This is a genomic window from Micromonospora sp. NBC_00617 (assembly GCF_045161355.1).
GTDB lineage: Bacteria > Actinomycetota > Actinomycetes > Mycobacteriales > Micromonosporaceae > Micromonospora.
On the sequence record NZ_CP107751.1, the window covers coordinates 2,850,486 to 2,876,455 of the forward strand.

Here is a 25,970-nt window from a genome sequence, read left to right on the forward strand (position 1 = left end):
CGGGCGGTGACGCGACTCAGTGCAGGCCGCCGTTGACGTCCACCACCGTGGCGGTGACGTAGCTGCTGGCCGGGTCGGCGAGCCAGGCGACGGCCGCGGCGATCTCGGCCGGTGTGCCGAACCGGCCGACGGGGATCCGGGCCCGGTAGTCGTTCCGACGCTGCGCCGGAATCCGGGCGGCCATCGGGGTCTCGACCAGGCCGGGAGCCACCGCGTTGACCCGGATCCGGTGCTCGGCGAGCGACCGGCCGAGGCTGTGGGTGAGCGCGATGCACGCGCCCTTCGACGCCCCGTACGCCGCGTCCGGGCTGCCGGACTGCCCGCTGATCGAGGCGACGTTGACCACCGTGCCCGGCCGGCCGGCGCTGATCAGGGCGCGGGCGAACGCCTGCGTGCAGAAGAACGCGGCGCCCACGTTGACGTCGAACACCTGCGCGTACGTCTTCGGGTCGTAGTCGAGAAAGGCGCGGGCGTGGTAGACCCCGGCGTTGTTCACCAGCACCTCGGGCAGGCCGTACCGCTCGCGGATGTCCGCGAAGAGCTGCTCGACCTGCTCGGGCACGGCCACGTCGGCGACCAGCGAGGCGTACGCCGCCGGGTCGCCGCCGGGTTCGACGTCCACGCCGAGCACGCGGTGCCCGGACTCGGTCAGGGCCGCCGTCACGGCCCGGCCGATGCCGCCCGCCGCGCCGGTGACCACGGCGAGGGGTGCCGACCGGTCGGTCATGACGATCCCGCCGTCAGCGCCGGCGACGCGCTGCGCAGGAAGTTGTCGAACAGGCGCAGCCCGTCCTCGGTGAGCACGCTCTCCGGGTGGAACTGCACCCCCTCGACCGCGAGGGCCCGGTGGCGTACCCCCATCACGTAGCCGTCGTCGGACGACCGCGCGGTGACGTGCAGGGCCAGCGGCGCCGGGTCCGCGACGATGAGCGAGTGGTAGCGGGTCACGGTGAGCGGGGCGGGCGCGCCGTCGAAGACCCCTCGACCGTCGTGCGTGACGACGCTGGTCTTGCCGTGCATCAGGTGCCGGGCGACCGCGACGGTCCCCCCGTACGCGAGGCCGATCGCCTGATGTCCGAGGCAGACGCCGAGCAGCGGGACCTGGCCGGCGAAGGCGTGCACCAGCTCCACGTGCCCGGACTCGGCGGGATGACCCGGCCCGGGGCCGAGCACCACCGCGTCCGGTCGCAGGGCCGCGAGCTGGCCGCTGGTCCGCGTCCGGGAGCGGACCACGACGGTCTGCGCGCCGAGCGTGCGCAGGTACTGGTCGATGATGTGGGTGAAACTGTCGTACGCGTCGACGAGCAGGACCTTCACGACGGCAACTCCGCACCGGTCAGGGCCCAGAAGGTGGCGTTCATCTTGGCCAGCGTCTCCCGCCACTCGTCGCCGGGTGTGGAGTCGGCCACCACTCCGGCGGACGCCTGGGTGCGGTAGCGCCGGCCGTCGTGCACGGCGGTGCGGATGCAGAGCGCGAGCACGGCGTACCCGCGTACGTCCACCAGCCCGACGGCGCCCGCGTAGACGCCCCGAGGCTCGTCCTCCAGGCCGTCGATGATCTCCATCGCCCGCAGCTTGGGAGCGCCGGTCATGGTGCCGGCCGGGAAGGTGGCGCAGATCGCCGCCCACACGTCGGCGTCGTCGGCGAGCTGACCGGAGACGGTGGAGACCAGGTGGTGCACGTACGCGAACGGCTCGACGTCGAACATGGCGTCGACGCTGAGCGTGCCGGGCACGCAGACCCGGCCGATGTCGTTGCGGCACAGGTCGACCAGCATGACGTGCTCGGCCCGTTCCTTCTCGCTGGCCGCCAGCTCGGCCACCCGCCGGCGGTCGGTCTCCGGGTCGGTGGCCCGGGGCGCGGTGCCGGCGATCGGGCGCATCGACAGCCGGCCCTGTTCGATGCGCAGGAACAGCTCCGGGCTCGCCCCGATGACGGTCTGGCCGGCCCACGGGGTCAGGTACATGTACGGCGACGGGTTGCGGTGGCGCAGCCGTCGGTAGACCTGCAGCGGCGTGAGCGTGGTCTCCACGTCGATGCGGTGGCCGATCTGGATCTGGTAGCTGTCCCCCACCTCGATGTGCCGCAGGCACTGCTTCACCCGGGCGGCGAACGTCTCCTCGTCGACGGTGTCCCGGACCAGGCTGGGCGGCGGGGCGGCCGGCACGTCCGGGTGGCCGTCGGCCGGCCCGGGAAGGTCCGGCAGCCGGGCGGCGGCGTCGTCCCGCGGCAGGTGTGGGCCGGAGGCGCAGAGCTGCCGCACCGTGCCGGCGCGCAGGTCCCACCAGACGGTGTGCCGGAACAGCGCGAGTGTGCAGCGCGGGATGTCGTCGACCATTCGGTCGACGGAGAGCTCGTCCATGTCCCGCGCGGCCTCGTACGCCAGGGTGGTGAGGAAACCGAAGGCGAAGCTGTCGGCGGGGACGGTGGTGCGGACCGCGAACGCCCGCTGCACGGCCCGGACGGCGGCCCACACCTCGCTCGGCCCGGCGACCGGCCAGACCCGCTGGGCGCCGCGGTGCCGGACCGGCTCGCCCAGGACGGCGGTCAGCACGGCGGCCAGGGCGTCGCCGAGCGCACCCTCGGCGGTCACCTCCAGCCGGTCGGCGATGAACCGCACCTCGGCGAGAAGACCCCAGCCGACGGCTGCCGCACATCGGTCCTGCACGGGGCCGTCCAGGCTTTCGAAGAGATACAGATCGTTGTCAACGCAACTTTCCGCGAGTGCCGTATAGAGCGACAAAGGATCGATCGACGGCAGTGTGACAGATGTCACCTCTATGGAAATTGAGTTGCTCAATGGTGTACGTGTCACCGTCACCGAATGCGACGGGATGGGCCACGTGGCGAGCCCGGTTGACAATAGGGACACTTGCGGAACCCCCTCTGAACAGCCCGATTTCCGCGCCACCGTTGGCGCTGGCCCCGCCGACGACGCGGCAGGTCGGACCCTTCCCCCCAGACGAAAGGACTCGCACGACCACTCTGACACCGGCCGCGGACACGTCCGCATTGGACATTCTCGGAAGGTACGCCCTGATTCGCCGGTCAGTGAGTGGTTGCGCGTCCGGCCAACACTTTCCACAGGCACGGATCACGCTGTCCATACCACTTCGACGATCTCGGAGCGGACCACTTGTCCCTGAATCTAAGCCTGTCAATAGATGCTCAATCACGTGAAACGCTGGCGGTGCAGCTCCGTAACGCATTTCGTACGCAGATCGAGGAGGGCACACTGCGTCCCGGCACCCGCGTGCCATCGAGCCGGCAACTCGCCGCCGACCTCGGGGTGTCCCGCAGTGTGGTCGTCGAGGCGTACGAACAGCTCTGCGCCGAGGGCTACCTCGTCTCCCAGCACGGCTCGGGCACATCCGTGGCGGCGGTACGTACCGACGTCGGCTCGGCGCTCACCCCGGACGACCGCGCGCCTGCCGCGGCGGTCTACGACCTGCGCACCGGCGGCCTGCACGACTCCACCTTCCCTCGCCAGGACTGGATCCGGGCGGTCAGCGCGGTGGTCGCCTCGGCCGGCCGCCGCGAGCTGGGGTACGCCCCACCGTCCGGCCTGCCCGTCGTCCGGCACACCCTCGCCGGTTACCTGGGCCGGGTACGCGGCGTCCGCACCCGACCCGAACACCTCATGATCACGTCGGGCTTCGCGCAGGGCCTCGCGCTGCTCTGCCACGAGCTGCGCAACCGGGGCCACGACACCATCGGGGTGGAGGACCCGGGGCACCCGGGCGAGTGGAAGTTCATCGCCGAGGCCGGGCTGCGTCCGGTGGGCATCCCGGTGGACGGCGACGGCATCCGGGTCGACGCGCTGGCCGCGAGCGGGGTCCGCGCCGCGCTCGTCACCCCGGCCAGCCAGTTCCCGACCGGGGCGACGCTCAGCGCGCAACGCCGGGAGCACCTGGTCGCCTGGGCCGAGGAGGTGAACGGCTACCTCATCGAGGACGACTTCGACGCCGCCCTCGTCGCCCCGGCGCAGCGGATGCCGGCGCTGCAGAGCCTCGCACCGGACCGAGTGGTCTACGCCGGCAGCGCCAGCAAGGTCCTCGCCCCGGCGCTGCGCCTCGGCTGGCTGGCGACCCCGGCCAACCTGACCGCACGCGTCGAGCGGGTCCGCGCCGGCTGGGACATCGGCTGCTCCGGGCTGGAGCAACTCGCCTTCGCCCGGCTGATCGACACCGGCGCGTTCGACCGGCACCTGCGCCGACTCGGCGCCGACGTCCAGAAACGCCGCCAGGCGGTCCAGCAGTTCGTCTCCCGCCACCTGCCCGACGTCACCGTCCTCGGCCAGAACAGCGGGCTCCAGTCGTACCTGGTGCTGCCGGCGCGGTGCGTCGAGGAGGCGTTGGTGCAGGCGGCCCGCCGTCGGTCGGTGCTGGTCCGCGGCGGCCACTTCTACGCCCTGCGTACGGACGACCGGCCGCCAGCGCTGGTCGTCGGCTACGGCGGGGTACGCGGCCCCGAGCTGGGCCGCGGCCTGGCCGGGATCGCCGCGGCCTACCGGGAGACGACCGGCGGCAGCGGTTCGTGAAGCCGGGAAATGCCCTTGGTACTGGCGACGGTCGACTGCACAGCACCTACGACCTTGCCGGGGTCAGCGTCGCGACGCCGTGACCGATCGCGGCCGATCCGACACCGTGTCGGCCCTGCGACGCCACCAGCGGCGCGCCGCGAGCGCGGCCAGCCCAGCGCCGGCGGCGTTGAGCAGTACGTCGTCCACGGACGTCACCCGGTCCAACCGCAGGACGTACTGCGCGGCCTCGACCAGGACCGAGCAGCCCGCGGCGAGCGCCAGGATCCGTGGTACGGACGCCAGTGCCACGAACCGCAGCGGAGCGAAGAACCCCAACGCCGCGAACACCAGCAGGTTGCCGACGACTTGAACCGTCAGCGTCAGCAGCCCTCCGTCGGAGAAGATGGTGAACAGGTCACGTAGCGGCACCAGGCTCAGCCGCCCGGGAACAGCACCCGCCCGGGAGCCTGGCAACATGATCATCCAGACCCACGGCAGCGTCCCGTACACGATGCCGACCTCGGCCAACGACGTTCGCCACGCCCACAGGGCGCCGTTCGCACGCCGACGACGGGCCAGCGCCCACACCGCCAGCGCGGCCAACGGCAGTGCGGCCACCGTGATGAGCACCACGCCGGTGAACGAGCCGACCCAGCCGTGCCACCCCTCGATCACCACCCGGGCACCATAGCCGCCTCCCCACCGCGACGTCGCCAGGCGTCCGCGGCGTGCCGGCAGACGGCCGGTCCCGGCGGTTGATCAATCGGTGCGCCCGGCCCGGGTCGGCTCGCGCACCATGAACACGTCCACCGGCTCCTCGGTCTCGACGCTTCATCCGTGTCGCTCGTACAGCCGCCGGGCCGGGAACCCTCGGCGCTCGGAACATCTTGACACTCGTCGATGTTAGCGCCAACACTTAGGGCCGTTACCTGGGCGCAACGCGCTCGTCATATTCCCGGCCCGCGGGCGTTTCTTCCCAGCGGGTGCCGCGGGCTGATCGCCGCGCTGGCGGCCGATCGGCTCTCGCGCACAGACGTCACGGAGGACAGATGCCGCTGCGACTCCACCGAACCGACGCCGCCGCCCGCCGAGTCACCGGCCCGGGGCGTACCGGTCGCGGTGGCGCCCGACGCCCCCGATCGGTCCTGGCCGCGTTGCTGGTGGTGCTCGCCGTGTCGGCCGGCCTGCCGATGGCCGGGCCGGCGCACGCCGCACCCGCCGTGAACTACACCAACCCGCTGGCCAACCAGCGGGCCGATCCACACATCTTCCGGCACACCGACGGCTACTACTACCTGACCGCGACCGTGCCGCAGTACGACCGGATCGTGCTGCGGCGTGCGACCACCCTGCAAGGGTTGGCCACGGCGGCGGAGACGACGATCTGGAACCGGCACACCAGCGGAGAGATGGGCGCCCACATCTGGGCGCCGGAGATCCACTTCATCAACAACCGGTGGTACGTCTACTTCGCCGCCGGCCGGACCGACGACGTGTGGCGCATCCGGATGTACGTGCTGGAGAACGCCAACGCCAATCCGCTCACCGGTTCGTGGACCGAACGCGGCCGGATCACGACACCCTGGGACACCTTCAGCCTGGACGCCTCGACCTTCGTGGCCAACGGCGTGCGTTACCTGACCTGGGCACAGCAGGAGCCGGGCATCTCCACCAACTCGAACGTCTACCTCGCCCGGATGGGCGCCAACCCGTGGCAGATCACCGGCGCCGTGACCCGGCTCGTCGTGCCGACGTACGACTGGGAGACCCGCGGCTACCGGGTCGCCGAGGGGCCCGCCGTGATCCAGCGCAACGGCCGCCTCTTCCTGACCTACTCCGCCAGCGCGACCGACGCCAACTACTGCCTCGGGATGCTCAGCGCCTCCGCCACCGCCAACCTGCTCGACCCCGCCGCCTGGAGCAAGAGCCCCAACCCGGTGTTCACCAGCAGCGCGGCCACCGGCCAGTACGGCCCCGGCCACAACTCGTTCACCGTCTCCGAGGACGGGCAGAGCGACATCCTGGTCTACCACGACCGCAACTACCGGGACATCAGCGGCGATCCGCTCAACGACCCGAACCGACGGACCAGGGTGCAGAAGGTGTACTGGAACGCCGACGGCACCCCCAACTTCGGCATCCCGGTGCCCGACGGGGCCACCCCGGTCCGACTGCGGTCGCACGATCTGACCACCAGCTACATCCGGCACTACGACTACCGGGCCCGGGTCGAGCCGAACGTCACCAACCTCGCCGACAGCCAGTTCCGCATCGTCAGCGGCCTCGCCGGCGGCGGAACGGTGTCGCTGGAGTCGACCAACTTCCCGGGCTACTACCTGCGTCACTACGGCTTCGCCCTGTCGATCGCGCGCAACGACGGCTCGTCGGTCTTCTCCAACGACGCGAGCTTCCAGCGCCGATCGGGCCTGGCTGACAGCGCCGGGCTCTCCCTGGAGTCACAGAACTATCCGGGCCGCTACGTGCGCCACCGCGACGGTCTGCTCTACCTGGAAGCGGTCTCTACGAGCGCCGAGCGCGCCTCGGCCACCTTTCACCTGGAATAGCCGCCCGTTGGCGGACCGGGCACGCTGCCGGTCCGTCCCCTACCTCGACACCGTCGGCGGCCGGTCATCGCGACCCGCCGACGCCGATTGGAGCACCCGATGACCTGGCGACCCACAATTGCCGTACTGGCCGGTCTGTGTCTCGCGACCGCCGCCGCCCCCCTGCCCGCCGGTGCCGCCACCGGTCCTGTGAGCGCTCACACCACGGCCGCCGCCGCTCTCGCCGGCCCGCCCGGCACGCCTCCCGGAGCGTGCCCGACGGGCGCCAGTTACGGCTCGCCGCTGCCGTCCAGCTCCCTGACGGCGACGAAGATCCGGGGCGGATTCACCTTCCTCGAAGGGCCCGTCTGGGTCGCCGACGGCGGCTATCTGCTCTTCTCCGACATGGCCGGCGGTACCGGACCGTACAACGTCCAGCCGTCCACCATCCGCCGGTTCACCCCGCCGTCGACCTTCGACACGTTCATCGCCAACGCCGGCAGCAACGGTCTGGCGCTCAGCGCCGACGGCCAGCAGATCATCGCGGCCACCCACGACCAGCGCTCCGTGTCCGCGTACCGGTTGAGCGACCGGAGCCGCAGCACCGTCGCGGCGAACTACCAGGGCCGGGCGTTCAACTCGCCCAACGACGTCGCGGTCCGGTCGGACGGCGTCACCTACTTCACCGACCCCAACTTCCAGCGCGGCAACCGCCCGGACCAGATGAACGGTCGTACCAGCGTCTTCCGCGTCTCCAACGGCCAGGTGTCACTGGTGGACGACCAGTTGCGCCAGCCCAACGGCATCGCGCTCGCGCCGGACGGGGCCACGTTGTACGTGGGCGCCTACTCCGAGAACAAGATCTACAAGTACGTCGTCCAGCCCGACGGCAGCATCGGCGCGCGCAGCGTGTTCGTGAACTACATCGGCGGTCCAGACGGCGTCACGATCGACTGCGCCGGCAACGTGTACTGGGCCGCGGGTGGTGACTCGCTGGTCCACGTCTACTCGCCCACGGGCGCCCAGCTCGGCACGATCCGGCCCGGCTTCTCCGGTACGACGAACGTGGCCTTCGGCGGGCCCGACCGGCAGACGCTCTACATCACCTCGGGTCCGTGGGGCGACTCCGGCCTGTACAGCGTGCGGCTCAACGTCCCGGGCTACCCGTACTGAGGGCGGCCGGCGGTGACCCTCGGTCACCTCCGTGGGGGCGGATGCGGTCGTGAGCGGTATACCTCAGAGTCATATTCATACCTCTGAGGTATACCGCTCGACAGCACATCGACACGGCGGGCAGCCACAGCGGCTGGCTCCCCAGCCGCTCCACAGGGCGGACGGCTCACGTCACCGGGCCGGACCTGTCTCCCAGACCGGCCGCCGAGGGTCGTCGTTGTGCACGATGATGTCGGCGTGATCCGTCGGGCGGACCGTCGCGTCGTAGAGCTGCTGCGGGGGCACGATCCACTGTCGCCTCGAACGCGGTCGACACGTAGACGCGCAGGTCCCACCGACCGATCAGCTCCGGGCGTAGGAGGAAGACGCCGTCGAAGAGCAGCACCGCGTCGGCCCGGGCGGTCGTGACCGGCGGGGACAGCGCGGTGTCCGCGGTGTGGTCGTAGACGGCGGGTTGGAAGCGGCGGTCTCCCCCCGGCCCGAGTGGATCCAGCAGAACCCGCTTCAGCGCCCCGTGGTCGTGGGTGTCGACGTAGCAGCCTTCGGCCGAGCACTCGCCGCGCGGATAGCGCTGCGCCCCGTCCGTCTGCGCTCCGGACCGGAGTGAGCTTGCACTCACGTTCCGTGCCGAGCTCTGGAGACGCCCACCGATGAGAGGCCGCTACGACAACCTGAAGCGGACCCGCACGCTGGACCCGCGGTGTGACTACCTGGACATCTACCAGACCATGCTGCGCCAGGAGTTCCCCTGGGACATGAAGCTCGGGCTCAACCTCGCCTTCAACCGGTCCTTCTCCGTCCCCGCGATCGCCGCCCTGCACACCGCCACCGGCGAGCTGACCGAGCGTACCCAGAAGCGCATCGACGACACCGGCCTGCTGATGTACGAGATGGTGCTCAACGGCTTCGACCAACCCCGGGGCCGCGACGCGTTGCGGCGCGTCAACCAGATCCACCGCCCGTACGACATCGGCAACGACGACTTCCGCTACGTCCTCGGCTGCCTGGTGGTCATCCCGACGCGCTGGTTGCAGGAGTACGGCTGGCGCGCGCCCTGCTGCCACGAGCTACACCGTCACCTGGGCCGGTGACCACCCGCCGCGGTTCCGGCACTGAACCGTCATCCCTGGAAGAAGCCGCCACCGCAGCAGGCCACGACGAAGACGAGGACGGAGACCAGGATCCAGATCACATCGGCGCCGTGGTCGCCGGCCGCGGTCTGCTGCGCGGCCCACGGGGGGGACAGCAGGCGACCCAGGTGGTGCGCCTCCCGTCGAGCCCCGCGGCCCCGGGTAGGCAGGCGCCCCACGGGCGTACGCCGAGGGAGGCCACGCCGGCCAGTACGTCCGGTTGGCGGCCTTGAGCAGCAGGTAGAGGACCGTGCAGACCAGCCATCCGTACTGGAGCGCGGTGTCGGCGCGCTGTCGCGTGGGGAGTGCGAACAGGGCGAGCCCGACGGTGAGGGCAGTGGCGAGGGCGGCCACCCGGGCCGTCCATCGGTGGCGGACGAACAGGGCCAGAACGAGCAGCGGAACGATCAGGATGGCGATGCTGGCTACCCGTGTGCCGGAGCGGCCGAGTTGGAGATCTCCGACTGCACCGAGCCTGTCCAGGTAACCGTCCGCCCCGAGGCCGACGAGGACGGTCACCAGGCTGACCGCCGCGATCAGCATCTTCACCTGGAGCAGGCGCCGGCGGGCGCGGCGTTCGTCGTCGGGGTGGCGGTAGCCGCCGGGGCCGTGCCGTCGCCGCCGTGCCAGCTCGTCGACGCTGGCGACGATGACGACGAACATCTGGGCATACAGGAAGCTCCACAGCGAGACCACCCAGCCGTACCCGCCGCCCTGGCGGCTGCCGGCGTAGACGACCCCGATCAGGGCGCTGGCCACCACCACGGGCGCGAAGCCGAGCGGCCAGGCCACCGGGGGTACGCCGGCGATGCCGCGGATGCCGACGATCACCAGCAGCACGAGTGGGGGCAGGTCGACGAAGGCGACCGACGACCACTGCACGTCCTGCGAGGTCGTGCCGTTCGAGTCCAACCGGGTCACCCAGATGAAGGCGGCCGTCGCCGCCAGCCAGCCGAGAGCCGCGATCAGCAGCGCGATCCAGGGAACACGTCGTCGGAGCAGATCGAAGGCCCGCTCGATGCTGCCGAAAATCAGATCCATCTGCTGCCCATCGACGGTCCAGCCCCGTGCCCAACCTTCACAGTGAAGCAGCGGCGGACATGAGCGGGTGACCCGCGACCGCGGCGGCCACGACGGTCCTGGATCCCTGTGAGTTCGTCCCAGGGTCTGAAATCCTATTTACCCAGTAGGAATAGTTGGTTAGCGTGGAAGTCATGATCAGCCAGCTGAATCCTCTCGACGGCACCGCGGTCGCGGTGTCCCGGGGATGTTGCCGTGGCTGGACAACCGCGCGCGGCTGCTGCCGCTGACCACGCGTTCCTGACCTCTCCCTGTCGCCACGCCGTCGACTCGACGACGAGCCGCAGCGTGTCCGCGACCCCATCAACGGCCGCCCGACGCCGCGCCGTGTCCCCGCCTGCCCGGGACGGCGCGCGCCGTGGTCGTTCTCGCCCAGGAGGACCGTCATGACCGTCACCGCCGAACCGGTCGCCCCCATCGATCCGGACACCTTCCGTGCCGTGCTGCGCCGGCAGGCCGCATCGGTCACGGTGATCACCGCCGCCGGAGACCCGCCCGCCGGGTTCACCGCCACCTCCTTCACGTCGGTGTCCCTGCGCCCCCCACTGGTGTCGTTCTGCCTGGCCCGGTCGTCGTCGAGTTGGCCGACAGTCGCGGGCGCGGAGCACGTCGCGGTACACCTGCTCGGCGCCGACCAGCGGGAGGTCGCGCGGACGTTCGCCACCAGCGGCATCGACCGGTTCGCCGCGCACTCCAGCTGGCGGCCCGGCCCGTACGGGGTGCCACTGCTGGACGAGCCGGTCGCCTGGCTGCTGTGCCGGGTGACCGAGCGGGTGCTCGCCGGGGACCACGCGATCGTGCTGGCCGAGCCCCTGACCAGTCGCCACGGCGACGGCGCCCCGCTGCTCTACCACATGGGGCGGTACGCCGCCCTCCAACCGTCCACGAAGGAGCTGTAAGTGAAGTCGTCACCCCATGTCGGTCGCCGCGTGTTCCTGTCGGCCGCCCTCGGCGCGGTCGCGCTGGGCCTGACCGCCTGCGCCGGCGACGAGGCGCCGGCGGCCACGCTGGCCGCTGGCGTGCCGCTGCCGGAGTCCGTGCCGAAGGGCACGAAGCTCGTCGTGGGCGACAAGGAGCACCAGAAGGCGCTCGAATTCTCCGGCGAGGTGGACAAGTTCACGTTCCAGGTGGAGTTCGCCAACATCAGCGGCGGTCCGCAGACCCTTGAGGCGTTCCGGGCGAAGGCCCTGGACGTCGGGGCTGTCGCGGACATCCCCCCGATCCATTCCCACTGGACCGGCATACCCACGAAGATCGTCGCGTCGAAGTTCCGCCAGGATCCGCTGAACCACGCCATCTACCGACTGGGCGTCGCCCCCGGGGTCGCCGTCGCCACGCTCGCCGACATCCGTGGCAAGAAGATCGCGTACAGCCCGGGGCAGGCGCAGGGCGCGCTGGTGCTGCGGGCCCTGCACCAGGCCGGGCTGAGCAAGCGGGACGTCAAACTCGTCGAGCTGCCGAGCACCGGCGACGTGTACGCGACCGCGCTCGCCAGCCGCCAGGTCGAAATCGCACCGCTCGGGGGTGTGCAGATCCGGCGGTACGCGGCGAAGTACGCCCGCGACGGCGCCACCACGATTCCGCACGGCCTGCGCGACGACCCCGGCCACCTGTACGCACCGGTCACCGTGCTCGCCGACCCGGCGAAGGCGGCCGCGATCCGGGAGTACGTCAGGGCGTGGGCGCGGGCCTGGCGGTGGCGGGAGGCCAACCCGGACGAGTGGATCGAGCGCTACTACGTCAAGGACCAGGGCCTGACCGCCGACGACGGCAGGTGGCTGGTGGAGAACGCCGGCGTGGCCGACATCCCGGCGACCTGGACCGAGGCCGTCGCCCGGCACCAGGAGACCATCGACCTGCTGGCGAAGGAGACCGGCAACAAGCCACTGCGGGCCGACGACCTGTACGACAGGCGGTACGAGTCCGTCGCCGCCGACGCGCTCGCTTCCGGCGGCGCCCGATGACCGCCTCCCTCCTCGCCCGGCCCCACGCCACGGCGCCCGCGCCCGCGCAGAGGCCGAGGCGCCGGCTCAAGCCGGGTCGCCCCATTCCGTTCGGGGCGGCGCTCGGCCCGCTGCTGCTGCTGGCGGCGTGGGCTGCCGGCTCTGCGGCCGGCTGGCTCGACCCTCGTACCGTCTCGGCCCCCTGGACAGTGCTGACGACGGCCGGTGACCTCATCGCGGACGGCCGACTGCAGGACAACCTCGCCGTCTCGGCCCAGCGGGCCGTCCTGGGCCTGGCCTTCGGCACCGTGATCGGCACGCTGCTGGCAGTGGTCGCGGGGTTGAGCCGGTGGGGCGAGGCGATCCTCGACGGCCCGATCCAGATCAAGCGGGCCATCCCGGCCCTCGCGCTGGTGCCGCTGCTCATCCTCTGGCTCGGCATCGGTGAGCAGATGAAGGTCACCACCATCACGCTGGGTGTGCTGGTGCCCGTCTACATCCACACCCACCACGGGCTGCGCAGCATCGACAGCCGGTACGTCGAACTGGGCGACTCGCTGCGGCTGTCGCGGGCCGTCTTCCTGCGCCGCATCGTGCTGCCCGGCGCGCTGCCCGGCTTCCTGCTCGGCATGCGGTTCGCGGTCGTGGGCGCCTGGCTGGCCCTCGTGGTCGTCGAGCAGATCAACTCGACAAGCGGCATCGGCTACATGATGGACCTGGCCCGCCAGTACGGCCAGACCGACGTGATCATCGTCGGGCTCGTCCTGTACGGGTTGCTCGGGCTGCTGTCCGACGCCCTCGTCCGACTCGTGCAGAGGAGGACGCTGTCGTGGCGACGCACGCTGGCGGACTGACCGGGACCCGACCGGTACGGGTTCAGGGACTGGTGCGTGGCTTCGGCGACCGGACCGTTCTGGACAACCTCGACGTCCAGATCGGCGCCGGGGAGTTCGTCGCGCTGCTGGGGCGTAGCGGCTCGGGCAAGAGCACCCTGCTGCGGGCGCTCGCCGGCCTGGACGGTGACCGGCCCGCGGCGGGCGTCGTCGACGTACCGGAGAACTCCTCGGTCGTCTTCCAGGACGCCCGGCTGCTGCCGTGGCAACGCGTCCTGGACAACGTCGTCCTCGGCCTGCGCGGGCCGGACGCAGCCGCACGGGGGCGCGCGGCCCTCGCCGAGGTCGGGCTCGCCGGCCGTGAACGGGCCTGGCCCGGCGAGCTCTCCGGTGGCGAGCAGCAGCGGGTGGCACTGGCCCGGGCACTGGTGTCGGAACCGGAGCTGCTGCTGGCCGACGAACCGTTCGGCGCGCTGGACGCGCTGACCCGGCTGCGCATGCACGGCCTGCTGCGTGAGCTGTGCACCCGGCACCGGCCCGCGGTGCTGCTCGTCACGCACGACGTCGACGAGGCCGTCACGCTCGCCGACCGGGTGCTGCTGCTCGACGCGGGCCGCATCGCGATCGACCTCGCCATCGACCTGCCGGCACCGCGCTCGCACCGGCAACCCCAGTTCCTCGCCTACCGGGAGTCCCTGTTGCGGGCGCTCGGGGTCGACCCGACCGAAGGATGACCATGCTGCACCTCAACGCGTTCCTGATGGGTGTCGGCCACCACGAGGCGGCCTGGCGGCTGCCGCAGAGCGACCCGTTCGCGCAGACCGACGCCGCGCACTTCACGCGCCTGGCCCGCATCGCCGAGCGCGGCAAACTCGACTCGCTCTTTCTCGCCGACAGCCCGGTGCTGTGGAACAGCATCGGCCGGCGGCCGGGCGGCACCCTCGAACCGACCGTGCTGCTCACCGCCCTGGCCGGCGCGACCAGCCACATCGGGCTGATCGCGACCGCCTCGACGACGTACAACGAGCCGTTCAACCTGGCCCGCCGGTTCGCGTCACTGGACCACGTCAGCGGCGGCCGGGCCGGCTGGAACATCGTCACCACGGCCGGCGAGCAGGCGGCCCGCAACTTCAACCTGGACCGGCTGCCCGCCCACCGCGACCGGTACGAGCGGGCCGCCGAGTTCATCGAGGTGTCGCGCAAACTCTGGGACAGCTGGGACGACCGCGCGCCGCTCGGTGACAAGGAGGCCGGGCGGTGGGGCGACGACGACCTGCTCTACCCGCCGGAACACGTGGGGAGGCACTTCCGGGTCGCCGGCGCGCTCAACGTCCCCCGCTCCCCGCAGGGCTATCCGCTGCTGGTGCAGGCCGGGTCGTCCGAGGACGGCAAGGAGTTGGCGGCCCGGTACGCCGAGGCCGTCTTCACCGCCCAGCAGACCCTCGCCGAGGCGCAGACCTTCTACCGCGACCTGAAGCAGCGCGCCGCCCAGGCCGGCCGCGATCCACAGACCATCAAGATCCTGCCCGGCATCGTGCCGGCGATCGGGGCCACCGAGGCGCAGGCCCGCGCGCTGGAGGAGGAGCTGGACCGGCTGATCAAACCCGAGTACGCCCGGCAGCAGCTCGCCAGCACCCTGCGGGTCGCGCCGGAGGACCTCGACCTGGACCGGGAGCTCCCTGCCGACCTGCCCAGCGAGGACGAGATCGAGGGCGCCAAGAGCCGGTACACGCTTATCGTCACGCTGGCCCGGCGGGAACGGCTGACCGTACGCCAGTTGATCGGCCGGCTCGGCGGGGGGCGCGGTCACCGCACCTTCGCCGGCACCCCCGAGCAGGTCGCCGACGCCATCGAGGAGTGGTATCGCGCCGGTGCGGCCGACGGCTTCAACATCATGCCGCCGGTGCTGCCGTCCGGGCTGGAGGCCTTCGTGGACCACGTCGTGCCCATCCTGCAGCGCCGAGGGCTGTTCCGTACCGAGTACACCGGCACGACCCTGCGGGACCACTACGGCCTGGCCCGCCCGGCGAACCAGTTCGCGCGGCAGCTCACCGCCACCGCCCGCTGAATCCCTGGAGAGGACAGACGATGGTCGACCACCGGCCCTTCGGACGCACCGGCGTACACCTCAGCGCGCTCACGCTGGGCGCGATGAACTTCGGTCAACGGGGCAACCCGGACCACGAGGACAGCATCCGGATCATCCACCGGGCACTCGACGAGGGCATCACCTCGATCGACACCGCGGACGTCTACTCCGACGGCGAGTCGGAGGAGATCGTGGGCAAGGCGCTGGCCGGCGGGCGGCGCGACGACATCTTCCTCGCCACCAAGTTCCACGGCCAGGTCGGCGACAACCCGCAGCACCGGGGCAACTCCCGGCGCTGGATCGTCCGCGCCGTGGAGAACAGCCTGCGTCGGCTCCGCACCGACTGGATCGACCTGTACCAGGCGCACCGGCCGGAGCCGGGCACGGACTTCGACGAGACCCTGGGCGCCCTCACCGATCTCGTGCGCCAGGGCAAGGTCCGCTACCTCGGCACCTCCACGTTCGAGCCGTCGGCCATCGTGGAGGGCCAGTGGATCGCGCAGCGGCGCGGCCGGGAGCGGGTGGTCAGCGAACAGCCCCCGTACTCCATCCTGGCCCGCGGCGTGGAGCGCGAGGTCCTGCCCGTGGCGCAGCGCTACGGCTTGGCGGTGATCCCGTGGAGCCCACTGGCCGGCGGCTGGCTCTCCGGTCGCTACCACGCCGGGCTCGACGCCCCGATCTCCCGCCGGGCCGACCGGCTTCCGGCCCGGTTCGACCCGCGCCTGCCGGCCAACGCCGCCAAGCTGGCCGCCGTCGACAAGCTGTCCGCCCTCGCCGACGAGGCCGGCCTGTCCCTGATCCACCTGGCGATCGCGTTCGTCCTGGAGCACCCGGCGGTCACCTCGGCGATCATCGGGCCCCGCACCCTGGCGCACCTGGAGTCGCAGCTCGGCGCCACGAAGGTGACGCTGTCCCAGGATGTGCTGGACCGCATCGACGCCATCGTCGCACCCGGCACCACGCTCAACCCGGCCGACGCCGGCTACCAGCCGCCCGCGCTGACCGACCCGGCGTACCGCCGTCGCGGCGGGCCGGCGACGCCGCCGGCCGGACGCACCCCGTGAGCGGCGGACCGACGCCGACCATGCGGACCCCGCCCCGAACCCCCGAACGGAGAACCCCCACCATGGCCCTGCTCACCCGTCGAGGCTGGCGACGCGGCGCGGCGGCCATCGCCGCCGCCGCGCTGACCGCCGGCATCTCCCTCGCCGCGCCGGCGACCGCCGCCACCGCCGCGATCGACACCGCCCTTGAGTGGTACGACGTCACCGCCACCGCCATCGGGACGGGCACCCGACCGCAGGTGACCAACAACCGTGCGTGGGCGATCAGCTGGCTCGCCGCGGCCCGCGCGGTCCGGACCGGGCCCGCCTCGTCCGCCTACCAGGACGCCGCCCTCGCGTCCGCCGTGCACACCGCACTGAGCGCCCTTGTCCCGGACGGCACGCCCGCGCTCGACGCCGCGCTGCGCACCACGCTCGACCGGATCCCCGACGGCCACGCCAAGGACCGCGGCCGCGCCGCCGGCCGACGGGAAGCCCGCTCGTTGATCGCCGAGCGTTCCGACGACGGGCTCGATCCCGCCTCCGTCAACCCGCCGTACCCCGCGCCCGCGGCCGGGCCGGGAATCTGGCAGCCAACCCCACCGAGCTTCACGGCCGCCCAACAGGCCGGAACCCGGTTCGCCACGCCGTTCCTGCTCGACCGCGCGGACCGGTACCGGCCCGGGCCGCCGCCGACCGTGGGATCGGCGCGCTACCGCGCCGACCTCGCCGAGGTCCGGGCGTACGGTGCGGCCGGCAGCACCGTACGGACACCGCAGCAGACCGACACGGCGACGTTCTGGCTCGGCTCCTCGCTGACCCTCTACACCGGCATCCTGCGTGCCGCGCTCGCCCAGTCCACCCGATCGACCGCCTGGCGGGCGACCCTCGTAGCCCTCTTTCACGTCGCACTCGTCGACACCCAGATCGCGACCTCCGACACCAAGTACGCCTACCTGCGCTGGCGGCCGGTCACCGCGATCCGGGTCGACGGCGACCCCGGCTGGACGCCGCTGCACGACACGCCCGCACATCCGGACTATCCCAGCGGGCACAACACCTACGCCGGGGCCGCCGAAGGGGTGCTCACCGCCCTGACCGGGGCGCGGGCACGCGCGGCCTACGCCATCACCAGCCCCACCCAACCCGGCGTCACCCGCACCTACACCGACTGGCGCCGGCCCACCGAGGAGAACGTCGACGCCCGCGTGTGGTCCGGCATCCACACCCGTACGGCCGACCAGGCCGGCGTCCGGCTCGGCCGTGACGTCGCCGCGCACACCGTCCGCAACGCGGCCCGGCTGTTCTCCTGACCCCGCTCACCGGCGGGGCGGCACGGCGCCGTCCCGCCGGTCTCGCCCGGTTCCATCTTGTTCAGGGAAGGCCGTCGCAGATGAGCCCGCAATTCCTCTGGTACATCCCCAATCAGGTCGAGCCCGGTCATCGCGGCGACGACGTCGTCGAGCACCACAACAGTTTGCAGACCCTCACCAGCCACGTCCGGACCCTGGAGGAACACGGGTGGGGCGGCGCCCTCCTCGGTACCGGCTGGGGACGGCCCGACACCTTCACCGTCGCCACCGCGCTGGCCGCCCGGACGACGACGTTCCAGCCGTTGATCGCGATCCGGCCCGGCTACTGGCGGCCCGCCAACTTCGCTTCCGCCGCCGCGACGCTCGATCACCTCAGCGGCGGCCGTGTTCTGATCAACATCGTGTCGGGCACTGACGACCTGGCGGCGTACGGCGACGGCGAGGGCGACCAGGCCCACCGCTACGCCCGCACCCGGGAGTTCCTCCAGATCGTGCGCAAGCTCTGGACCGAGGAGAACGTCACCTACCAGGGCGAGCACTTCAGCGTCACCGGGTCGACCGTGGCGCTCCGGCCGGTCGTCCGCGGCGATCGCCGGCACCCCCGGCTCTACTTCGGCGGCGCGTCCCCCGCCGCGGAGGAGGTGGCCGCCGCCGAGGCCGACGTCCAACTCTTCTGGGGCGAGCCGCTCGACGGCGTGGCCGAGCGGATCGAGCGCCTCCGACTGCTCGGGGAGAAGTTGGGACGCGAGCACGCCCCGCTGGAGTTCGGGCTGCGGATCACCACCGTGGTGCGGGACACCACCGAGCAGGCCTGGGCCGACGCCGAAGCCAAGGTGGCGCGGATGGCGGCGGGCAACGGCTTCGCCGCGCGGGACCGGGGCCGGCAGACGGCGGTCGGTCAGCGGCGGCTGCTCGACCTCGCCGCCCGCGGTGACGTGCTCGACGACAACCTCTACACCGCCCCCGGCAGGTACGGCGGCGGCGGAGCCGGCACCACCTGGCTGGTCGGCTCCGCCGAGGACGTGGCGAGGTCGCTGCGGAGGTACCAGGCGCTAGGGGTCACCCACTTCGTGCTGTCCGACACGCCCTACCTTCCGGAGATCAGGCGCCAGGGCGCCCACCTGCTGCCCCTGCTGCGGGACTGAGCGCGGACCGCCCGCAGGGTGTCGACAGGGTGGCGGAACGTGAATCTCGCCTGAGCCGACAGTTCTCCCCCTAGGTTCGATGCGCAGGACGCAGCCAAACCGGGGAGAGACGTGGACAGCTATCCGGCGATCGAGGATCATGGGCTCATCGGCGACCTGCAGACCGCCGCGCTGGTGACGTGTGACGGCACGGTCGACTGGTTCTGCGCGCCGCGCTTCGACTCGCCGAGCATCTTCGCCGGCCTGCTGGACAAGGACAAGGGCGGCTACTTCCGCATCGCGCCGCACGACGTCCGGTACGTCACCAAACAGCTCTACCTCCCCGGCACGCCCATCCTGATCACCCGGTTCATCAGCGCGGACGGCGTGGCCGAGGTGATGGACTTCATGCCGGTGACCGGCGAGCGGGTCACCGACGCACACCGCCTGGTCCGCATCGTCACCATGGTCCGCGGCAGCATGCGCTTCCGGGTGGAGTGCCGGCCGCGATTCGACTACGCCCGGGAAGAGCATCAGCTGGAGCGCCACCGCAACGGCTACGTCTTTCGCAGCCGGTCGGCGACGCTGACGTTCAACCCGGTGGACCCCACGGGCCGGTTGATCTCCGAACGCGGCGAAATCCGCCTCGAGGGCAACGACCTCGTCGGGTACGGCACCCTGAACGAGGGCGACACCGGCGGCGTGGTCCTGGAGACCGCCGGCAGCGAGCCGCGCGTCATCCCGGAGGAAGAGATCCAGGGCATGTTCGAGTGGACCCGGGACTACTGGCGGCGCTGGCTCGAACGCTCCCGCTACACCGGCCGGTGGCGGGAGATGGTCGAGCGTTCCGCGATCACGCTGAAACTCATGACGTACGCCCCGACCGGCGCGATGATCGCCGCGCCCACGGCCGCGTTGCCCGAACTGGTCGGCGGAACCCGCAACTGGGACTACCGCTACACCTGGGTACGGGACACGTCGTTCTCGGTGCACGCGCTGCTCGGGCTCGGCTTCACCGAGGAGGTCAGCCAGTACATGAACTGGCTGGACGAACGGATCCGTGAAGCCGGCGACCACCAGGATCCCTTAAAGATCATGTACCGGGTGGACGGCTCCTCCGACCTGCACGAGGAGATTCTGGAGCACCTGGAGGGCTATCGCAGCTCGCGGCCGGTGCGGATCGGCAACGGCGCCGCCGACCAGCTTCAGCTCGACATCCACGGCGAGGCCCTCTACGCCATGCACCTCGCCGACGAACAGGGCATCCGTGTCTCGCACCAGGTGTGGAAGAGCACCGTCCGGCTCGTCGACTGGCTCTGCCACAACTGGGACAAGCGCGACGCCGGCATCTGGGAGAGCCGCCATCACCCGCGTAACTACACCTTCGGGCGGGTGATGTCCTGGGTGGCGCTGGATCGCGCCATCCGGCTGGCCACCCGGACCGGCCGGCCCGGCGACATGACCTGCTGGACCGAGCAGCGCAACCGGATCTACGACCAGGTCATGACCCGCGGATACAACCGGGAACGCGGCACCTTCGTGCAGGCGTACGACGAGAGCGTGCTGGACGCGGCGCTGCTCACCATGCCCTCCGTCGGTTTCGTCACGCCGAGCGACCCACTGTGGCAGTCCACCCTGCAGGCGATCGAACGCGAACTGGTCTCCGACAGCCTGGTCCACCGCTACAACCCGGTCCACTCCCCCGACGGTCTCCCCGGCCATGAGGGCACCTTCAACATGTGCACCTTCTGGTACGTCGAGGCGCTGGCCCGGTCCGGCCGCCTCGACGACGCCCGACTCACGTTCGAGAAGATGTTCACCTTCAGTAACCACCTCGGCCTCTACGCCGAGGAGATCGCCGCGACCGGGGAGCAGGTCGGCAACTATCCCCAGGCGTTCAGCCACCTGGCATTGATCAACTCCGCGCTGACACTCAACGACCTGCTCGACGCCGAGGCCGAGGCCCGGAACCGCCGGTAGCACGGGCACGGGCACCCCTCCGGTCGGCCTCGTCGCGCCTGGCTCAACCCGCGACGGCGAGGGCCGCCGTCCCAGCCCCACCGCCGCCGGGCGAACTCCGCCAGCGCCCGCGGGTACGCCCGCAGCGCGCCCTGCACCGTGGGCGGTGAGCTACGCGCTGTCGCAGCTCGACCTCCGTGTCCGCGCCGGTCTGCGCCGCGAAGTGGAATGTCTCGGCCAGGCCCGTCACCATGGTGATCAGGAACGTGTTGACGGCGAGCTTCATCGACAGCGCCGCCGGCACCGCGCCACAGCGGAACCGCTGCGCGCACATCGCGTTGATGAGCGGCTCGACATGCTCGATCGCCTCGTCGTTGCCGGCGAGCATGGCCACGAGCGTTCCCTCCCTGGCAGGTCCGCGAGACCCCGACACCGGGGCCTCGACGTACTGTCCGCCGGTTTCGCTGACCTCGACGGCGAGCGTCTGCGAGTACGCGGTCGTGAAGGTGCCCATCTGGACGACGGTGTGTCCGCGTACGCGGCGGACGAACTCGTCGGTCCCCGCCCGAGCACGGCGTCGACGGCTGCCTCGTCGCGCAGCATCAGGATGACCGTCTCGGCGGCGTCGAACACCCCCGGGAGGTCGTCGGCCGCACGCGCTCCGTCGGCGACGAGTTCCGCGACGGGCCCGGGCGTACGTGCCCAGACGACCACGTCGACGCCCGCGTTGACGAGGTTCGTCGCCATGGGCACGCCCATGATGCCGAGCCCGATGAATCCCCCGTGCGAGCACTCATCCCGGCTCCTGCCTCCCGCTTCCCGTCGTCGCCCGATCTGGTGTGCCAAGCATGACGGTGAGGTCTTCGTCGGCCGCCAGCACAGGCCCGTCGAACTCCGTTTGCGCGGCCGCCACGGCGGCTGCCCGGTCATTGCCTGGCCAGAAGTGGGTGAGCATCAGGCGGCGGGCACCCGCCCGTCGAGCCCAGTGGCCGGCCTCGGTGGAGGTCATCAGATTGCGCGTGGGTCGGTCGGTCTCCCCGCTGCGGTCGGTGGCCTCGACGATGAACAGATCGGCGTCGCGGCCGAGTTCGGCCAGCAGAGGGGTCGGGCCGGTGTCCCCGGAGTAGGCCACGACCATCCCGTCGGCCTCGATGCGAATGCCCGCGTTGGGCACGTGATGCGGGAGGGCCAACCCGGTCAGGTCGAAGAGCAGTCATTGGCCCGGTGTTAGGGTTCGACATCGTGTCGATCGACTGGGCCGCTTTCGGGGTTGACCTGCACCTGGAGTTCGACCCGGCGTCCGGTCGTCGAGCGGGCCTCGAGCGGGCGTTGCGCGAAGCCATCCGGGCCGGGCGGCTGACGCCGGAGACCCGACTGCCGTCCACCCGCACGCTCGCCCTGGAGCTCGGCCTGGCGCGCGGGACAGTGAGCGCCGCGTACGACCAACTGGTCGCCGAGGGCTATCTCAGCGCCCGGACCGGCTCGGGCACTGTCGTCGCCGATCTGGCCGGGAGCCGGGCGCAGGCCGCGCGGCCAGCGGCCGACGTGCCGGCGCTGCGCCATGACCTCCGGCCCGGCAGTCCCGACGTCTCCACCTTTCCGACGGCCGCCTGGCTGCGTGCCACCCGACGGGCTCTGGCCACCGCCCCGATGGCCGCCTACGCCTACGGTGACCCGCGCGGCCGGATCGAGCTGCGCACCGCGCTGGCGGACTATCTGGGGCGCGCTCGGGGCGTTCTGGCCCACCCGGACCAGATCGTGATCACGTCCGGGTACGTGCAGGCCCTCGCCCTGCTCGCCGGCGTACCCGACGGTGCGGTCCTCGCGATGGAGGACCCCGGCCTGAGCTTCCACCGCGACGTGGTCAGGCACGCCCGCGCCGAGGTCGTCGCACTGCCGGTCGACGAACGGGGCGCCCGCACGGACCTGCTCCGCACGCCCGCGTTCGCGGCGGTGCGGTCGGTAGTGGTGACCCCGGCGCACCAGTACCCCACCGGAGTGACACTGCACCCGCACCGTCGGCACACCGCCACCACCTGGGCCAGGGAGCGCGCGGGCCTGATCATCGAGGACGACTACGACGGAGAGTTCCGGTACGACCGCCAACCCGTCGGCGCGCTCCAGGGGATGGCGCCGGACCACGTCGTCTACGTGGGTACGGCCGCGAAGACCCTCGGGCCCGCCCTGCGGCTGGCATGGATGGTGCTGCCGGGACGCCTCGTCGAACCGGTGGTGCGCCACAAGCGGCACACCGATCTGCACACCGAGGCGATCGGTCAACTCGCCCTCGCCGATCTGATCACCAGCCACGCGTACGACAGGCACATCCGCGCGTGCCGGCTTCGCTACTGGCGTCGACGCGACCTCCTCGTCAACCGACTCGGACGCCACGTCGCCCTGCACGGGATAGCCGCCGGCCTGCACGCGATGGTCAGCCTGCCCACCGCCGGCCCCAGCGAGCAGGAGATCCTCGACCGAGCGGCGGCGCACGGACTGGCGCTGGGCGGTCTGGGCGACCACTGGCACAGTCCCGGCGATCACCCACCCGGTCTCATCGTCGGCTACGGCACGCCCAACGAGGGCGGTTACCTCGCCGCGCTCGACACCCTGGCCCGAGTGCTCGGCGGCAGTCCACGGAGCTGATTGGCTCAATTTTCCCGTACCCAATCGGCCCTGCTCTCTGGCCCGACCGCTTCGTAGCGTCGCGGTATGACAATCGTCGACCTGTGGTTCGACCCGCGATGCCCCTGGGCTTGGATCGCCTCGCGCTGGCTACTGGAGACCGAGCGCGTCCGCGATGTTCGGGTCCGGTTCCGCGTGATGAGCTTGACGGTGCTCAACGAGGGCCGAGATGGCCTGGACGACTGGTACGCGGAGTGGCTCCGACCGGGCATGGGCCCCGTGCGGGTGCTGACCGCCGCCGAGCAGACGTACGGCCGCGAGGTCCTGCGGGACCTGTACACCGCGCTGGGGACCCGTATCCACCTGGACTCCGCACCCATCGGGCGTCAGCTGTACGTCGACGCGCTCACCGAACTCGGTCTCGACGGGCAGCTCGCCGAGGCCGCCGAGAGCACCGAGTACGACAAGGCGCTGCGCGCGAGCCACGACGAGGGCATGGCCCCGATGGGCGACGCCCCCGGCACTCCGTCGATCCACGTCGACGGGCACGTCTTCTTCGGGCCTGTCGTCAGCCCCGTACCGCGTGGCGAGGCGGCTGGGCGGCTGTGGGACGGGGTGCTGCTCGTCACCGGTACCGCCGGGTTCTACGAGCTGAAGCGTTCCCGAGACGGCCGGCCGGACGTGCGTTCGTGACCAGAAGCCCCGCCCGGGTTCTCGCCCTCGCCCAGTTCATCAACTCCGTCGGGGACGGAGCCTTCTACGTCTGCTCGGCCCTCTTCTTCGCCCGGATCATCGGCCTGTCTCCCACCCAGATCGGCCTGGGCCTGAGCACCGGTTGGGCGGTCGGCGCCGCCGCCGGAGTGTTCCTCGGGCACCTCGCCGACCGGCGCGGCCCCCGAGGAGCCGCGATCCTGCTGGCCGCCGTGACCGGTGCGACAATCGGCTCGTTCCTGTTCGTCCGGTCGTTCCCGTTGTTCGTGCTGGCCACCTGCGCGTACGCCTGCTGTCAGGGCGGTTTGAGCGCTGCCCGGCAGGCCCTGCTCGCGGGGCTCGTCGAGTCGGCCGACCGCACCCGGGTGCGGGCCACCCTCCAGTCCAGGGCCAACGCCGGTCTGGCCATCGGCGCCGCCCTGGGCGGCCTGGCCCTCTTTCTCGACACTCCGCACGCCTACCTGACGGTGTTCGGCGTCGACGCGGCGAGCTTCCTGGTCGCCGCAGCGGTGCTGCGCGGGCTACCGGCCGTGCCGACCACGTCGGGCACCGGCGGCGACGCACGGGCGCTCGCCGTGCTCAGCGACCGCCCCTACGCCGTGATCACGCTGCTCAACGCCGTCCTGCTGCTCTACATGCCCCTGCTCAGCCTCGTCATTCCCTTGTGGGTCACGCAACGCACCGAAGCGCCTCGGTGGATCGTCGCGGCGATCCTGGTCCTCAACACCCTCAGCGTCGTGCTGTTCCAGGTCCGGATCGCCCGCAGGGTCACCGACCTTCGTAGCGCCACCCGCCTCGTTCGTTACTCCGGGCTGACGATGTTCGCCTCGTGCGCCGTGTTCGCCCTCTCCGGCCTCGGCGCGGCGCCCTGGCAGGCCGCCGCCGTCCTGCTCCTGGCCGCGGGTCTGCAGGTCATCGGGGAGATGATGCAGGCATCCGGCTCCTGGGAGATCAGCTTTGGGCTGGCACCCGCCGGGCGTCAGGGCCAGTACCAGGGCTTCTTCGGCGCCGGCACCGCTGTCGCACGCGTGCTGGGACCACTTCTCCTCACCACTCTGATCGTCACCTGGGGCGCACCGGGCTGGCTTCTGCTGGGCGGAATGTTCGTCGCGGCGGCGTTCGCCATGCGCCCGGCGGTCCGCTGGGCCGACCGCACGTCCCGTCGTTCCGCAGCCGGTCGCGCGGATCTCACGCCGTCTATCGGCCCGCAGCTTCGGTAGCCGACACGGGAGGTGTCAGGGTCCGCGCGACGGTGAACCTGGTACGCCGGTGGCGGGGCCGTTCGACCTCGTCCAGCAACGCCACGGCGAAATCCTCGGCGGAGATGGTGGAGGCGCCGACCGGGTCGATCAGCAACTCGTCGGCACCGAGCCGGTAGGAGCCGGTGCGCTCACCCGCCTCGAGGATCGCGGCGGGGCTGAGGTAGGTCCAGTCCACGTCGGTGCTCGCGCGGAAGACGGCGAGCTGGTCATTGCAGGCCAGGGCGATCGCTCGCCAGGCTGGCGGTACGTACGCCGGGTCGTCGACCACGAGCGTGCCGTCCGAACCCGGCACGGTGAGGCTGCCCGCGCCGCCGACGGCCAGCAGCCGTGCGCCGGTGCGGGACAGCCCGGCGAGCAGCGCCTTCGCGACGGCCACGAGTTCGTGTTCGTACCCGATTGGCGGGCGGGTCGCCGTGACCACGACGTCCTGGCCGGCACTCAGCTCGACAACGGTGTCGACGTCGGCGGCATCGCCGACCCGGTGGATCGCGGCCGGGGGCAGTTGGGCGAGCCGCGCCGGGTCCCGTACGACGGCCGTGACGTCGTGGCCGCGGCTCAGGGCCTCCGCGACGATCCGACTCCCGGTGGTGCCGGCGGCTCCGAAAACGGTGATGCGCATGAT

General features: G+C 71.6%; 23 protein-coding genes and 3 pseudogenes. 16 read left to right on the top strand and 10 right to left on the bottom strand.

What is annotated here, in order from left to right:
• Positions 1 to 16: 16 nt before the first annotated feature.
• Genes OG505_RS13070 through OG505_RS13080 form a run of 3 tightly spaced genes read right to left on the bottom strand, consistent with a single transcriptional unit; the run spans position 17 to position 2,669 of the window.
• Entirely contained in the window at positions 17 to 727 is a 711-nt protein-coding gene (locus tag OG505_RS13070; RefSeq protein ID WP_405433484.1) for an SDR family NAD(P)-dependent oxidoreductase, read from the bottom strand.
• Positions 724 to 1,317, bottom strand: a complete 594-nt coding sequence (locus OG505_RS13075; protein WP_405433486.1) for an anthranilate synthase component II — start codon at positions 1,315 to 1,317, stop codon at positions 724 to 726. The genes OG505_RS13070 and OG505_RS13075 overlap by 4 nt, the downstream gene beginning before the upstream one ends.
• Positions 1,314 to 2,669 (bottom strand): anthranilate synthase component I family protein, encoded by a 1,356-nt coding sequence (locus OG505_RS13080; RefSeq protein WP_405433488.1) that lies wholly within the window; start codon positions 2,667 to 2,669, stop codon positions 1,314 to 1,316. Before OG505_RS13080 ends, OG505_RS13075 begins: the two co-directional genes overlap by 4 nt.
• Before the next feature lie 522 nt (positions 2,670 to 3,191).
• Between OG505_RS13080 and OG505_RS13085 the strand changes: the two genes are divergently transcribed.
• Entirely contained in the window at positions 3,192 to 4,541 is a 1,350-nt protein-coding gene (locus tag OG505_RS13085; protein WP_405433489.1) for a PLP-dependent aminotransferase family protein, read from the top strand.
• 63 nt (positions 4,542 to 4,604) lie between these two features.
• Here the strand turns inward: OG505_RS13085 and OG505_RS13090 are convergent, their stop codons facing one another.
• A complete protein-coding gene (locus OG505_RS13090) occupies positions 4,605 to 5,201 on the bottom strand; it encodes a VanZ family protein (RefSeq protein WP_405433491.1) in 597 nt (198 codons plus the stop codon).
• 371 nt (positions 5,202 to 5,572) lie between these two features.
• On the opposite strand from OG505_RS13090, the gene OG505_RS13095 reads away from it, so the two are divergent.
• Positions 5,573 to 7,087 (top strand): family 43 glycosylhydrolase, encoded by a 1,515-nt coding sequence (locus tag OG505_RS13095; protein WP_405433492.1) that lies wholly within the window; start codon positions 5,573 to 5,575, stop codon positions 7,085 to 7,087.
• A 99-nt stretch (positions 7,088 to 7,186) separates the two neighbouring features.
• Positions 7,187 to 8,239: an SMP-30/gluconolactonase/LRE family protein gene (locus OG505_RS13100; protein ID WP_405433493.1), complete on the top strand. Its 1,053-nt coding sequence runs from the start codon at positions 7,187 to 7,189 to the stop codon at positions 8,237 to 8,239.
• 171 nt (positions 8,240 to 8,410) lie between these two features.
• Here the strand turns inward: OG505_RS13100 and OG505_RS13105 are convergent.
• Positions 8,411 to 8,816 (bottom strand): annotated as a pseudogene (locus OG505_RS13105) (uridylate kinase); the annotation flags it as partial.
• A 73-nt stretch (positions 8,817 to 8,889) separates the two neighbouring features.
• Here OG505_RS13105 and OG505_RS13110 point away from each other — a divergent pair.
• A pseudogene (locus OG505_RS13110) lies at positions 8,890 to 9,306 on the top strand (DUF2236 domain-containing protein); the annotation flags it as partial.
• Here the strand turns inward: OG505_RS13110 and OG505_RS13115 are convergent.
• Positions 9,307 to 10,410: a hypothetical protein gene (locus OG505_RS13115; protein ID WP_405433494.1), complete on the bottom strand. Its 1,104-nt coding sequence runs from the start codon at positions 10,408 to 10,410 to the stop codon at positions 9,307 to 9,309.
• Between the two features lie 425 nt (positions 10,411 to 10,835).
• Here OG505_RS13115 and OG505_RS13120 point away from each other — a divergent pair, with 425 nt between their 5' ends.
• From OG505_RS13120 to OG505_RS13160, 9 genes are all read left to right on the top strand, one after another.
• Positions 10,836 to 11,348 carry a flavin reductase family protein gene (locus OG505_RS13120; protein WP_405433495.1) on the top strand — a complete coding sequence of 171 codons (513 nt, stop codon included), beginning with the start codon at positions 10,836 to 10,838 and terminating at the stop codon, positions 11,346 to 11,348.
• Positions 11,349 to 12,413, top strand: coding sequence for an ABC transporter substrate-binding protein (locus OG505_RS13125; protein ID WP_405433497.1), 1,065 nt, complete (start codon positions 11,349 to 11,351; stop codon positions 12,411 to 12,413).
• Entirely contained in the window at positions 12,410 to 13,246 is an 837-nt protein-coding gene (locus OG505_RS13130) for an ABC transporter permease (RefSeq protein ID WP_405433498.1), read from the top strand. The genes OG505_RS13125 and OG505_RS13130 overlap by 4 nt, the downstream gene beginning before the upstream one ends.
• Complete coding sequence (locus tag OG505_RS13135; protein ID WP_405433499.1) at positions 13,222 to 13,959, top strand: ABC transporter ATP-binding protein; 738 nt, start codon at positions 13,222 to 13,224, stop codon at positions 13,957 to 13,959. Before OG505_RS13130 ends, OG505_RS13135 begins: the two co-directional genes overlap by 25 nt.
• Before the next feature lie 2 nt (positions 13,960 to 13,961).
• The gene (locus OG505_RS13140) at positions 13,962 to 15,293 is read left to right on the top strand and encodes an LLM class flavin-dependent oxidoreductase (RefSeq protein WP_405433500.1); all 1,332 of its coding nucleotides are present in this window, start codon (positions 13,962 to 13,964) and stop codon (positions 15,291 to 15,293) included.
• Between the two features lie 20 nt (positions 15,294 to 15,313).
• Positions 15,314 to 16,378 carry an aldo/keto reductase gene (locus tag OG505_RS13145; RefSeq protein ID WP_405433502.1) on the top strand — a complete coding sequence of 355 codons (1,065 nt, stop codon included), beginning with the start codon at positions 15,314 to 15,316 and terminating at the stop codon, positions 16,376 to 16,378.
• A gap of 62 nt (positions 16,379 to 16,440) precedes the next feature.
• Positions 16,441 to 17,670: a vanadium-dependent haloperoxidase gene (locus OG505_RS13150; RefSeq protein WP_405433503.1), complete on the top strand. Its 1,230-nt coding sequence runs from the start codon at positions 16,441 to 16,443 to the stop codon at positions 17,668 to 17,670.
• An 80-nt stretch (positions 17,671 to 17,750) separates the two neighbouring features.
• Positions 17,751 to 18,815, top strand: coding sequence for an LLM class flavin-dependent oxidoreductase (locus OG505_RS13155; protein WP_405433504.1), 1,065 nt, complete (start codon positions 17,751 to 17,753; stop codon positions 18,813 to 18,815).
• Between the two features lie 111 nt (positions 18,816 to 18,926).
• The gene (locus OG505_RS13160; RefSeq protein WP_405433506.1) at positions 18,927 to 20,774 is read left to right on the top strand and encodes a glycoside hydrolase family 15 protein; all 1,848 of its coding nucleotides are present in this window, start codon (positions 18,927 to 18,929) and stop codon (positions 20,772 to 20,774) included.
• A gap of 43 nt (positions 20,775 to 20,817) precedes the next feature.
• On the opposite strand, the gene OG505_RS13165 is transcribed toward OG505_RS13160, so the two are convergent.
• From OG505_RS13165 to OG505_RS13175, 3 genes and pseudogenes are all read right to left on the bottom strand, one after another.
• Positions 20,818 to 21,267, bottom strand: a complete 450-nt coding sequence (locus OG505_RS13165) for an NAD(P)-binding domain-containing protein (RefSeq protein ID WP_405433507.1) — start codon at positions 21,265 to 21,267, stop codon at positions 20,818 to 20,820.
• A 107-nt stretch (positions 21,268 to 21,374) separates the two neighbouring features.
• A pseudogene (locus OG505_RS13170) lies at positions 21,375 to 21,512 on the bottom strand (NAD(P)-binding domain-containing protein); the annotation flags it as partial.
• Between the two features lie 34 nt (positions 21,513 to 21,546).
• Entirely contained in the window at positions 21,547 to 21,927 is a 381-nt protein-coding gene (locus tag OG505_RS13175; RefSeq protein WP_405433509.1) for an MBL fold metallo-hydrolase, read from the bottom strand.
• 68 nt (positions 21,928 to 21,995) lie between these two features.
• On the opposite strand from OG505_RS13175, the gene OG505_RS13180 reads away from it, so the two are divergent.
• From OG505_RS13180 to OG505_RS13190, 3 genes are all read left to right on the top strand, one after another.
• Positions 21,996 to 23,396: a PLP-dependent aminotransferase family protein gene (locus tag OG505_RS13180; RefSeq protein ID WP_405433510.1), complete on the top strand. Its 1,401-nt coding sequence runs from the start codon at positions 21,996 to 21,998 to the stop codon at positions 23,394 to 23,396.
• 66 nt (positions 23,397 to 23,462) lie between these two features.
• Positions 23,463 to 24,068: a disulfide bond formation protein DsbA gene (locus OG505_RS13185; RefSeq protein WP_405433512.1), complete on the top strand. Its 606-nt coding sequence runs from the start codon at positions 23,463 to 23,465 to the stop codon at positions 24,066 to 24,068.
• On the top strand, positions 24,065 to 25,306 hold the full coding sequence (locus OG505_RS13190; protein WP_405433514.1) for an MFS transporter: 1,242 nt from the start codon (positions 24,065 to 24,067) through the stop codon (positions 25,304 to 25,306). Before OG505_RS13185 ends, OG505_RS13190 begins: the two co-directional genes overlap by 4 nt.
• Here OG505_RS13190 and OG505_RS13195 read toward each other — a convergent pair.
• The gene (locus OG505_RS13195; protein WP_405433515.1) at positions 25,284 to 25,967 is read right to left on the bottom strand and encodes an NAD(P)-dependent oxidoreductase; all 684 of its coding nucleotides are present in this window, start codon (positions 25,965 to 25,967) and stop codon (positions 25,284 to 25,286) included. The genes OG505_RS13190 and OG505_RS13195 overlap by 23 nt on opposite strands.
• Positions 25,968 to 25,970 lie beyond the last annotated feature (3 nt).